Annotated in this window: 6 protein-coding genes; 3 read left to right on the top strand and 3 right to left on the bottom strand. The window is 35.7% G+C overall.

Annotated features, from left to right (window positions below; genetic code table 11):
* The first annotated feature begins 51 nt into the window (after positions 1-51).
* On the top strand, positions 52-2,610 hold the full coding sequence (locus tag AC2A1G_RS10385) for a M4 family metallopeptidase (RefSeq protein WP_484046845.1): 2,559 nt from the start codon (positions 52-54) through the stop codon (positions 2,608-2,610).
* A 52-nt stretch (positions 2,611-2,662) separates the two neighbouring features.
* On the opposite strand, the gene AC2A1G_RS10380 is transcribed toward AC2A1G_RS10385, so the two are convergent.
* The 3 genes from AC2A1G_RS10380 to AC2A1G_RS10370 all read right to left on the bottom strand — a co-directional run bounded on the left by AC2A1G_RS10380 (position 2,663) and on the right by AC2A1G_RS10370 (position 6,560).
* Positions 2,663-3,091 carry a hypothetical protein gene (locus AC2A1G_RS10380; protein WP_484046844.1) on the bottom strand — a complete coding sequence of 143 codons (429 nt, stop codon included), beginning with the start codon at positions 3,089-3,091 and terminating at the stop codon, positions 2,663-2,665.
* A gap of 96 nt (positions 3,092-3,187) precedes the next feature.
* Positions 3,188-3,835: an outer membrane lipoprotein periplasmic chaperone LolA1 gene (lolA1, locus tag AC2A1G_RS10375; RefSeq protein ID WP_484046843.1), complete on the bottom strand. Its 648-nt coding sequence runs from the start codon at positions 3,833-3,835 to the stop codon at positions 3,188-3,190.
* Between the two features lie 205 nt (positions 3,836-4,040).
* Positions 4,041-6,560 carry an FtsK/SpoIIIE family DNA translocase gene (locus AC2A1G_RS10370; RefSeq protein WP_484046842.1) on the bottom strand — a complete coding sequence of 840 codons (2,520 nt, stop codon included), beginning with the start codon at positions 6,558-6,560 and terminating at the stop codon, positions 4,041-4,043.
* Positions 6,561-6,808: 248 nt separating this feature from the next.
* On the opposite strand from AC2A1G_RS10370, the gene AC2A1G_RS10365 reads away from it, so the two are divergent.
* Together AC2A1G_RS10365 and AC2A1G_RS10360 are read left to right on the top strand one after the other, a co-directional pair.
* Complete coding sequence (locus AC2A1G_RS10365) at positions 6,809-10,108, top strand: cytochrome c biogenesis protein (protein WP_484046841.1); 3,300 nt, start codon at positions 6,809-6,811, stop codon at positions 10,106-10,108.
* Positions 10,109-10,734: 626 nt separating this feature from the next.
* Positions 10,735-12,555, top strand: a complete 1,821-nt coding sequence (locus tag AC2A1G_RS10360; RefSeq protein ID WP_484046840.1) for a T9SS type A sorting domain-containing protein — start codon at positions 10,735-10,737, stop codon at positions 12,553-12,555.
* Positions 12,556-12,558 lie beyond the last annotated feature (3 nt).

Here is a 12,558-nt window from a genome sequence, read left to right as displayed (position 1 = left end):
AATATATTCAAATTGTATATTTGCCAAATTAAATCTTAAACTGGTACATACATGAAAAAAATGATCTGCACTGTATTTACAGCTGCGTCTATTTTAGCTACTGCGCAAAAATCAAACGATATCTCTCGTTTTGTTGCCGATACAAAAGCATCAATTTCTTATAATACAAACAATTCTACGCCAAGTTTTATTTCATTTGCAAACGCACAAAATCTTCAGTTGAAAGGAAGAGGTGTTGCAGAAAAAGCTCAAAGTTTTATTCAGGATAATTTCGGAATTTTTAGTTTAAATTCTCCACAGGATTTAGTTTTAGTAAAAGAATTTACAGATAATTATGGCTTGAAGAATGTTGTGTATGCTCAGATTTACAAAGGAGTTCCAATATATGATGGCGTTCTGAAATTTCATTTTAATAAAAATGAAGAGCTTACATCCATCAATGGAAATATTATCCCCAATATTAATGATACCGCAATTCCGGAAATTACAAAAGATGTTGCAATAGAAAAGGCGAAGTCACTTGTAAAAGACCAAAAATTAGGTTTCAAAGATTTACCACTCGAAATCGGAAGACAAAGACTTTTACTATTTCCAAAAGGTCTTGCTCAGGGAGAGTCTATCACTACATATTTAGCTTACGAAATTGAAGTGACCAACAAAAATGATGTGCGTGAATTCTTATTCATTGATGCTCATACAGGAAAGTTGGTAGACCAGTTTACGGGAATTCATAACTTAATTGACAGAAAACTTTACGAAACCAGCCAAACTGCTGCAAATCTAAAATGGCAGGAAGGAAATGCCCTACCGGGAACACTGGATCAATGGCAACAGAGTGAAGTTACTACTTCGGAGCATGTTTATAATTTCTTTAAAAATGCTTTCAATTTTGTGTCTTATGATGGTGCAGACCACAGCATGATTACCATCAATAACAATCCTAATATCAGCTGTCCAAATGCCAATTGGAATGGAGCTACCGCCAATTACTGTACTGGTACTGCATCAGATGATGTAGTAGCACACGAATGGGGGCATGCATACACAGAGTACACCAGCGATTTGATTTATCAGTATCAATCCGGAGCTCTGAATGAATCTTATTCTGATGTATGGGGCGAAACAATTGACTTGCTGAATAATTACATGGATGCAAATGAAATCCTGACAGTGAGAACTACTGCTACCTGTTCCGGAAACCAACGCTGGAAAATGGGAGAAAAAACAACAGCTTTTGGTGGCTCAATAAGAGATATGTGGAACCCGAATTGTAATGGTAATCCAGGAAATATGCTTGATGCCAATTATTATCACTGCGCAACTACGGATGCTGGAGGTGTACACATCAATTCCGGTGTAGGAAACCGTCTGTATTCTTTATTAGTTGACGGCGGTACATACGGTGGTTACACAATTACTCCGATAGGATTTACAAAAGCAGCGCACTTGTGGTGGAGAACTCAGAATGTCTATCTTACATCTACCAGCAACTATGCAGCTTTTGCAGACGCTTTAGAAAGTTCGTTCAATGATTTGATTGGTATCAATCTTCAGGGACTTTCTACTACAACGACACCGGCAGGAGCTTCAGGGCAGATTTTCACAGCAGGAGAACTTCAGAATTTAAAGAATGCAATGCTGGCGGTAAAACTGAGATCTTCAGTGGTTACTCAATGTAATTTTGCATGGGTTTTACCTACAGCTGCCCCGGAATTATGTACTAATGCAACAGCAGCTCCATTATTTCAGGAAAATTGGGAGAACGGACTTGGAAACTGGACTGTTACAAACGTGGGATCTACCCCAAGTTGGACAGCAAGAAACTGGGTGATTACCACAGATTTACCAAAAAACAGAGCCGGAAAAGCCATTTACGGAATTGATCCTTATCTTGGAAACTGTAACGGCAATTTCCAAAACGGTCTGTTGCGACTTGAAAGTCCAATGATTACATTTCCAAATTATACCTCAGGAAATTATGAGATGGCATTCAATCATTCTGTAGGTACAGAGAGATTGTATGATGGGGGAAATATTAAATACAGTCTTAATGGAGGAGCCTGGACGATTGTTCCTGCTTCTGCATTTACATTAAATCCTTATAATACAACTTTTGAAACAAGCAGCACAAATGACAATCCTTTAGCAGGACAACCAGCTTTCACTGGAGTTGATGGCGGCGAAATCGAAAGTAATTGGGGACAAAGCAAAATAAACCTTTCAACACTTGGTGTAGTAGCCGGATCTAACATCAAATTCAGATTTGAAATGGGAACAGACGGATGTACAGGCTATGACGGTTGGTACATCGACGAAATTTACGTCTACAATTGTAATTTTGCTACTTTAAGTGTTCAGGAAACCGAAAAACTAAAAGGTCTTTCAGTATATCCAAATCCTACATCAGGAATCATTACCATCAGCAACAGCAAAAATGTTGATGTAAAAAATGCTGAATTATACAACACGGCTGGTCAGCTTATACATGTATATCCACTTGAAAAATCTTCTGATAACAGACTTGATTTAACGGAAATTACAAAAGGTAATTATATTCTGAAAGTGGTTACAAAAGATAAAACGCAGAGTTTTAAAATCATTAAAAAGTAAATCTTTCAAATACAAAATGCCTGTGAATTTCGCAGGCATTTTTGTTTTTAAACTAATCTACTGTTATTTTGTAATATCCGTTTTCTTTGGTTGCTGTGATGTTTTCTAAAGTTAGATTATCTATTTTATATCCATCGCATTCGCCTGTCAATTTTGATGAGCTTATTCTGAAGTTAAAAGTTATTACAGGATCTGTGGTGAGATAAACATTATAGTTTCTGGTTCCTTCAAACAGTCCGACATTTTTGAGTATTACTTTCTTGTCTTCACGAATTTCAACATTAATTCCTGCAAAATTTCCATTTCCGTTGTCCTGTTGAATTACAATTTTTGACCCGGTAAGTGTTCCGTTTTGAATTAGATTTTCGCCGGAAGTATTTACAAATTCAAAAACTGTGGTATCTGGAGCTGTGTAGCAATCGTCTTTGCAACTTTGCATCAATAATGCAGTTGTTAAGGTCAGAGTGAACAATTTTTTCATAAAATTGGTTTAATGTGATTTAGACTTAAAACTCCAAAAGTATTGAAATATTACGATTTACAACCAAAAAAATCCCGCAACTGCGGGATTTCTGTTTTATAATTCTGTAACCAGATAGTTTTTGTATTTATTTTTGTCGTAAGAAAACATCTGCGGATCAAGCTGCTGGTTTTCTTTGTATTCCTGTATCGCTATTACAGCAATGTCTTTATTGTTTCCGTACTGCTCCAATTTCAGCATCTGTTTCTTTGCTGAATCAATGTAGAGATAAACATGCTTCAATCCGTTTGATTTTACCGGAGTCAATTTAATGAAATCTGCACTCACACCATTGATCGTCTTTTTGCCGTTGTACGTCACGTTGTAATCATTTCTGTAACTGGTAAGATAATTGATTGGTGAGAACATTTGTCCGCCTGCATTGGGTTTGGCGACGGTTACTTCCATATCTTCAGTGTTGATGTTGTAAATCTTACTTCCGTCGAAGATCTGCTCCGTCTCCATGATTTTCAGTTTGTATTTGTCTCCGGCAGAGTAGTAGATTCCCGTTTCGGTTTTACTTACCTTTCCGTTCATTCCACTTCCGAAAGAAAATTTAAAGTAAGAATTTTTCTTGGCGTTGTAATTGGCTGTCACATCATCCAGTATTTTTTTCGATTTCGCATCGATTTTCTGAGCCTGAGACATTCCTGCATTGATGATAATTAAACCCGCTGCAGTTATTTTTAATAATAGATTTTTCATTTTTCTAATTTCCGTTCTGTTTTTAGACTTTCTTTTTAGCTTGAGGTTAAAACTCAAAAGCCTTAAAAAAGTATAAATATTTATTCTAAACTTTAAGACTTTTAATATTGAATATTTACATTCACTTCATAAAAATCAAAGATAAATCTTAACCCACCTTAAACCTTTCAACTATCTTAATGGTTCAAATTTTAAAGTTAAATTTTTAATTTCGCAGGTCTTCCAAAAACTGTTCCAAAGAATGAAGATCACTGATGAGTACTTCTCTTGCTTTAGCCCCGTTGAAACCTCCAACTAAGCCGCTTGCTTCCAGTTGGTCCATAATTCTTCCGGCTCTGTTGTATCCTAATTTAAGCTGTCTCTGAAGCATTGAAGTAGAACCCTGTTGCGTTGAAACAATAATTCTTGCTGCCTCTTCAAACAAAACATCTTTTTCATTCGGATCAAATGCTGCAACACTGCTCGAACCGTCTTCTGAAACAAACTCAGGCAACATAAATGCTGAAGCGTAACCTTTTTGTTCTCCAATAAATTCTGCGAGTTTTTCAACCTCCGGAGTGTCAACAAAAGCACATTGAAGTCTTAAAATTTCATTTCCGTTAAAATAAAGCATATCTCCTTTTCCAATCAGCTGATCTGCACCTGTAGAATCGAGAATCGTTCTTGAATCTACACTTGAAATTACTCTGAAAGCCGCTCTCGCAGGGAAATTGGCTTTAATCATACCTGTAATTACGTTCACTGATGGTCTTTGAGTAGCAACAATCAGGTGAATTCCTACCGCTCTTGCCAGCTGCGCCAATCTTGCAATCGGAAGTTCAACTTCTTTTCCTGCAGTCATAATTAAATCTGCAAATTCGTCAACGACCAAAACTATGTAAGGTAAGTAACGATGACCATTTTCAGGATTTAATTTTCTTTCGCTGAATTTTTTGTTGTACTCCTTTAAATTTTTACAGAAAGCATTTTTGAGCAAGTCATAACGTTGATCCATCTCGATACAAAGTGAATTTAAAGTGTTGATTACTTTATTTGTATCAGTGATGATCGCATCATCAGAATCCGGAAGTTTAGCTAAATAATGTCTTTCAATTTTTGAATACAGAGAAAGTTCCACTTTTTTCGGGTCTACCATCACAAATTTCAATTCGCTTGGATGTTTTTTGTAGAGTAGGGAAGTCAAAATGGCATTGATACCAACAGATTTTCCCTGTCCTGTGGCACCTGCCATCAGAAGGTGGGGCATTTTAGATAAATCTGCCATGAACACTTCATTGGATATCGTTTTACCAAAAACTACTGGCAAATCCATATCCGTGTTTTGGAATTTCTGCGAAGCGATTACCGATCTCATCGAAACCATGGTAGGATTTTTTCTCGGAACCTCAATTCCAATCGTTCCTTTTCCCGGCATTGGTGCAATAATTCTGATTCCTAAAGCGGAAAGATTTAAAGCAATATCATCCTGTAATTTTTTAATGGAAGCCACTCTGATTCCCGCTTCCGGAACAATTTCGTATAAAGTAACTGTTGGTCCGATGGTCGCTTTAATTTCAGCAATTCCTACATTGAAGTTTTTTAGAAGTCCTACAATCTTATTTTTATTTTCTTCTAATTCATCCTTGTTTATTGAAATTTCTTCGTTGCCATAATCTTTTAATAAATCAATTGGAGGCATTTGAAATTTAGCCAAATCTAATCTGTGATCGTATAAACCATGTCTGTCAACCAGATCCTGAGACTGTTTATCTGCATCATCTACAATATCAATTACAGGAGCTACTTCTACTTTAAATGAAATATCGTCAACAGAATTATTAGAATTTACTTTCACATCAAAAGCATCCTGAGGAGTCGTTTTCGGAAGCGAAACAGGTTCACTAACAGTAAGATTTACCGGGCTTGAAAAATCAATTTTCGCTTCTTTTTCTTCAGTAAAAGAAGTTTGATTAGGCGTTACTATTGCATCAAGTTTTGGCTCTTCAATCTTAATTTCAGGAATAATTTCTGTCTTTTTCGGAGTGGGAATTACCTCTTGTACGGTAATTTTTGGCTCCTGCAGAACCTCTTCTTCCACTACCAATTCCTGATCAGCATCAAAGTCTTCATCAGAATTTGGCATCATGGCTTTTACTCTTCCGATGGTGTTTTCGTTGATAGAATCCAGCTTATTCTTGATTGAGCTTGGTCTTAAATTAAATTCAAGTATAAAATACAAAGCTATGCTTACAAACAAAACTACCCAAAGACCTACAGAACCAATCATTGAAATCATTGTATCCATAATCTGATATCCGTACACACCACAAAGTACACTCTGACCTTTGGTGACAGCACCAAAAAAGATAGGAAGCCAGCAGATAAAAAACAGGGAATGGCCAAACGTCATCCAAGGTTTGAAAATTTTCTTTTTAAGGATCATTGTTCCAAAAACCACAAAGAGAAATGCTACAATAAATGCTGCAATTCCAATGCTTTCGTAGATGAAGATTTTCCCCAGCCATTGCCCCAGTTTCCCGAAAATATTTGATGATTTTATGGTTTTATCAAGCAATGCTCCGGCTTGGCTTTGATCTGATTTCCAATTAATTAAATAAGAAATAAATGATATTGTGAGAATACCGGCAAAAACAATGCACAACAAACCGAAAAAGATTCTCGGTTTAGACAAAATTTTAGATTGCTCCTGCGCGGCGGGCTGTATTTTTTGTGTTTTCTTTTCCATAGCTTCAATGTGGGCAAATTTAATGTTTTTTTAGTTTAAAGTTTTGCTTTTAGGTAAGTCAATTTTGTAGATTTTTATCTAAATTTTACTGCACAGCTTCTATATTTTTACTGATAATGAGGATTTAAAATAATTATTAAGAATGATTCCAAACAAGCTTTCAATAGGCTTTGACTGACAAAAAACAGTTTTTTTTCTCTGCCTTTCGTCTAATCATCCTTATTTTTGCATGTCAAGTAAAAAATAAAATGAAGAAGTTAACAGACATACTGATTTCTACCCGAACGATGGCAGTACTTTTACTCGTATATGCCTTTTCTATGGCCTACGCCACCTTTCTGGAAAACGATTACGGAACTCCTACTGCCAAAGCTTTAATCTATGAAGCCAAATGGTTTGAGTTTGTGATGGTAATGCTTATCATCAATTTTTGTGGAAACATAGCCCGATATCGTCTTTGGAAAAGAGAAAAATGGCCTGTTTTGGTTTTTCACCTTTCATTTATTTTAATTTTTATTGGTGGTGCAATTACAAGATACATCAGTTTTGAAGGGCAAATGAGCATCCGTGAGGGAGAAACAACTAATGAAATTGTTACTGATAAACATTTCTTTAAAATTCAGATTGAAGAAAAAGGCGATATTTTAACGTATCAGGATATTCCATATCTGATGTCTCCGCTTCACAAAAGTTTTGAAGCCAATTATGAATTTCACAACAAGAAAATAAAAGTTGTTGCTAAAGAATACATTCAAAGAAAAAAAGACAGTTTAGTACCTAATACTCAGGGTGCTGAATACCTTCATTTGGTTTCTACAGCCAGTACCGGAAGACAGAATATCTACATCAAGCAGGGGGAAACCAAATCTATCAACGGAACTTTGGTATCATTTGGAAGAGCGATTGAAGGTGCCGTTGAATTTGCCAACAACAACGGACAATTATTGATTAAAACGCCTGTTGATGCGGCTTACATGACCATGGCTACTCAGGCTACAGGAAGTACTGTGAAAAATCAGTTTCAGCCTTTGGTTTTAAGAAGTTTGTATACGATTAATGAATTAAAACTTGTAGTTCCTGAAGGTTTAAAAAAAGGAAATCTAATTGCCGTAGAAGGCGACAGAAAGAAAGATCAGAATGTTCCGGATCAGCTTACAGTTGAAATTCAGGGGCCAAAAACAAATCAGCTTGTTGATTTATCTGTAGAAAGAGGAAATCCTGATGCTTACAAACAGGTAACGATGGATGGTTTAAACATTATGCTTGGCTTCGGACCAAAAAAATATACAACTCCATTTAATATCAAACTAGACGATTTCGTGATGGAAACTTACCCTGGAAGTTCTTCTCCGAGCGCCTACGAAAGTCATGTGAAAATCATTGACGAAGGCAAAGAAACACCTTATAAAATCTATATGAACAATGTTTTGAACTATAAAGGTTACCGTTTTTTCCAGGCAAGTTATACACCGGATAGAATGGGAACTTTACTTTCTGTAAACCACGATTTCTGGGGAACTTTAATTTCTTACATTGGTTATGCTTTCTTATTCGGAGGAATGTTTGTGATGTTTTTCTGGAAAGGAACTCATTTCTGGAAGCTTAATAAAATGCTGAAAGACATCAGCAAGAAAAAAGCGACATTGCTTCTTGTGCTACTTTTAAGCTTAGGTTTAAATGCTCAAAAAATTGATATGCATGGAACTGACGGAAGCAAAGAGCATGTGCACGCAGAAGGAGATGGTCACACGCATGAAGTCGCTCCGGAAATGGCTCAGCCAAGACAAAATTCAGCTGCTACACCTTTGACGAGTATGAGAAATATTTCTCCAGACGAAATCATTTCGAAAAACAAAATCAGTAAAGAACACGCAGACAAATTCGGGTATCTTTTGGTACAGAATTTTGAGGGAAGAATTGTTCCGATTAATACCGAAGCTATTGATGTTTTAAGAAAACTTTATCAGAAAGATAAATTCAAAGGTACAGACGGTAAATTTTTGACAGCAGAACAATGGTTTATATCAATTAATACTGATACACCAAGCTGGACGATGGTTCCATTGATTAAAGTGGATGCAAAAGGTGGTAAAGAACTTTTGAAACTGACAAAAGCGAATGAAGACGGTTATACTTCGTTAATGAATCTTTTCCCAACCGATGCCAACGGAAATCTGACTTATATTTTGGATGCAGAATATAACACGGCTTTCAGAAAAAAACCGGCGGAGCAATCTGAATACGATAAGCAAATTATCAAAATAAACGAAAGAGTACAGATTTTTAACGGTTTCTTCAGCGGACAGTTTATGAGAATTGTTCCTGTAAAAAATGATGCGAATCACACATGGAATTCATGGTTGAACCAAAAAATGGAACCGGATACAGAATCTCAGCAAGTGATGGGACCTTATTTTGCAGAAGTGCTGCAGGCTCAAAAAACAGGAAACTGGAGTAAAGCTGATGCCGAACTGAAAAAGCTTTCAGATTATCAGCAAAAATGGGGGAAATCTGTTGTTCCGTCTCAGAATAAAGTTGATTTGGAAGTTTTTATGAATAAAACGGACATCAATTTTAAGCTTTTGATTTTCTATACTTTAATTGGAGGTTTATTGTTGGTTTTAGGTTTTGTTGAATTATTTAAGCCTAATAAAATCTTAAACAAAATCATTAAAGGTTTTATTTACATCGGAATTATTGGCTATTTCCTACACTTTTTAGGATTGATAGGAAGATGGTATATTTCCGGTCATGCTCCTTGGAGTAACGGGTATGAAGCCATTATCTTTATTTCCTGGGTTGGAATTACTGCCGGTTTAATGTTCTACTTCGGATTTGGAAATAATGATCAAGCTGATAAAATTAAAGCTCCAAAAAATAACTCAAATGCATTGATTCCTGCAGCAGGATATATGGTTGCGGTAATTATGATGGGGTTTGCACACGGTGCATCTTCATTAGACCCTCAAATTACGCCATTGGTTCCTGTTTTGAAATCATATTGGTTGATTGTACACGTTGCCATAATTATATCCAGTTACGGTTTCTTCTCATTATCAATGATTATTGCAGTAATTTCTTTGGTCTTTTACATTATTTCAAGTAAAAAAATGTTTAAAGTTCACAACGATTCTACCTTGAAAGAACTGGCAATTGTTGCTGAAATGTCAACCACAATCGGTCTTTTCGCATTGACAGTAGGAATGTTCCTTGGAGGAATCTGGGCGAATGAATCTTGGGGAAGATACTGGAGCTGGGATCCAAAAGAAACGTGGGCTTTTATTTCGGTTATCGTTTACGCATTCGTGCTACACATGAGATTGGTTCCGGGGCTGAGAAGCAGATGGGCAATTCACGTAGCAACCATGTTTGCTTTCTGTTCGATGTTGATGACTTACGTTGGAGTAAATTATTACCTTGCAGGTCTACACTCATACGCAGCAGGAGATCCTGTTCCGATTCCGGCGTGGGTGTATATTGGGTTTTCAACAATGGTTGTACTTTCAGTAGTTTCCTATATAAAATTTAAGGCACTGACCAAAAAATAGAAAGTTTGAAAATGTGTTTTAAGATCCTGAAGATTTTTCTTCAGGATTTTTTTATAAAAATCATTAAATTTATTTTTATTTAGTCTAAATAGTTATTATATTTGTCAAGTCAAGCGGAGCAAATGATGAGATTGAATTTACAAATTCAATTGTTCCATTTCCCAACTGTTCATATCCATATTAATTTTTCATTTTTCAGGAACCGGTAATTTATTTATCGGTTTTTTTATTCCTGTAATTTAATAATAAAAGAATCCGCTCTTTAGAAGCGGATCCAGTAGATAAATACATCTCATTTTTTTAGTTAGACAACAACAAAAAAGCACAGCCGACGGTGCTGTGCTTAAATTTTTATTTCAAATTTAATTGCGATTTCGAAATCGAAAAAGGCAAGAAAAAGATTCATTTCATTTTTATTACATAGTAAAAGTAGGAATAATTTTAATACAACATGTAAATTAAATGTTAAAATTCACAGGTTATCCACATTTTTTTGTGGATAAAGTTTATGCCAGCAAAATGAAACCTAATTAATGTAAAATTCCTTTATGTAAAATTTGTAATCTTTTAATTAAATTATCAAATTTTTGATAAATATTTAATAAATTTGATGCAGATTCACCTCAATGAGAAAAATATTTACTTATCTTTTCATAATCTTTTCCTTGTTTTCTATCAAAGCTCAAAGTACATTTCCGTACGACCTTGATTGGGGAACATATGTGGGAGGTTCACATACAATACTACAAAGCAAGAAAAATTTGATGATGGGGTGTGTTTTTCAAAAAGACAGCCAGAATGCTATATACATAAATGGGCAGACCAAACAAGAAACAGGTTATACACTTAATTACTACAATCAATATGTTACCGCTGGAGGAAACAATTTTGTGTCATCCACTTCTTCTAATGATTACTTAGTGAAATTTTCTTCTGCCGGACAATTTCAGTATGGCAGTTATTTTTTAGCTACGCCAACTACCAGTCAAAAAAACCTTGTCGGCATCGATGGGAATGATAACAAATATTATCTCGAATACTTTACCGGCCAGGTAAATAATCTTTCTACACCCGGAGTATGGCTTTCCGCAAACCCTCTTTCAAATAATATTACATTATTGTTATCTAAAGTTGATCCCGCAGGATCAACGCTCTGGAAAACATATCTTCCAAACACCTTTCTTACACAATTGTTCAGTTTAAGAATGGATTCGAAAGACGGAAATATTTTTGTACTGGGAACTACTAATGAGGAAATACCGAATTTGGGCACTGCCGGAGTTTACCAGCAGTTCTATAATTCTTCTTCTGCAAGCCCAATAAATACATACCTGGTAAAACTAAATTCTGCAGGTCAGAAAATATGGGGAACCTACATTCCTTTAGCACTTGCAGATATTGAAGTTTCAGGAAGCAATCTCTACATGCTCACCTCCCGTGCTAATAATACTATTACAGGAATGACCACAGCAGGAACCTTCCAACCGGATATTATTGCTAAGCAAATGTTGATGAGATTTGATGGCTCTAACGGAACCAAGGTGTGGGGAACTTATTTTGGTTCTCCCGGAGTCAGTGCTTCTGCTTCTGCAAATGAAATTGAAGTCAATAGCACAGGAATATACATCAGTGGAGCTTCAGATGATCTGGCAAACTCCGGATATTATGCTACTCCGGGAGCATACAAGATGAATATTACAGGACCATCTGACCTTTTTCTTACCAAATTTGATTTTACAGGAAACAGGGTTTGGGGAACTTATTTTGGGAGCAACAATCAAGATACAGCCAATTTATTTGACAATTTGGCTTTACTTAACAACAGAATTGTAATTACGGGAAGGCAATATGCGAATACCGATAATATTGCAACTCCCGGTGCTTTTCGTACATCATTAACACAAAATTCTCCGAATGCATATAATTCGTATTTTACGGAATTTGACCATCTTGGAAATATGAAATATTGTTCTTATTTTTTACATAAAGGTAACACATCCTATTTAGATGAGTATAGTCCAGAGTTCTTAAGTGACGGTTCGCTCGTGATTTATGGATACACCAGTATTGCGACTGACGTAACGACTCCGGGGTCTGCTTTTCCTACGATGTTTGATCCTCACCCCAACAGACCATTGGGATATATTGTAAAATTTGTTTTAAAAAATACACTTTCAGCTTCTGAAGTTCAAAAGTCTGTAGACATAGCACTTTATGACAATCCAAACAATGGAAATTTCTACTTAAAAGGGAATATTCTTCAGACACAAAAGGCTTCAATTAAAATTACAGAGATGTCAGGAAGACTAATTGCTGTTAGAGATTTGGAAAAAAAGAAAATTAATTTTATTCAGATGCAGGGAAAACTTTCTGCCGGAAATTATCTGTTGGAAGTGATTTCTGAAAAAAGAGAACAGATGAAAATCTTTAAAATGACTGTAAAATAATAA

It is taken from the genome of Chryseobacterium sp. HNCC26DJ240, assembly GCF_057180485.1.
This window is presented reverse-complemented; position numbering and strand designations above follow the sequence as displayed.

What these genes read in the sequence shown, in the direction of transcription:
- AC2A1G_RS10370 (WP_484046842.1), bottom strand. Translation starts at nt 6,560, where the DNA reads ATGGAAAAGAAAACACAAAAAATACAGCCCGCCGCGCAGGAGCAATCT.
- AC2A1G_RS10385 (WP_484046845.1), top strand. Translation starts at nt 52, where the DNA reads ATGAAAAAAATGATCTGCACTGTATTTACAGCTGCGTCTATTTTAGCT.
- AC2A1G_RS10365 (WP_484046841.1), top strand. Translation starts at nt 6,809, where the DNA reads ATGAAGAAGTTAACAGACATACTGATTTCTACCCGAACGATGGCAGTA.
- lolA1 (WP_484046843.1), bottom strand. Translation starts at nt 3,835, where the DNA reads ATGAAAAATCTATTATTAAAAATAACTGCAGCGGGTTTAATTATCATC.
- AC2A1G_RS10380 (WP_484046844.1), bottom strand. Translation starts at nt 3,091, where the DNA reads ATGAAAAAATTGTTCACTCTGACCTTAACAACTGCATTATTGATGCAA.
- AC2A1G_RS10360 (WP_484046840.1), top strand. Translation starts at nt 10,735, where the DNA reads ATGAGAAAAATATTTACTTATCTTTTCATAATCTTTTCCTTGTTTTCT.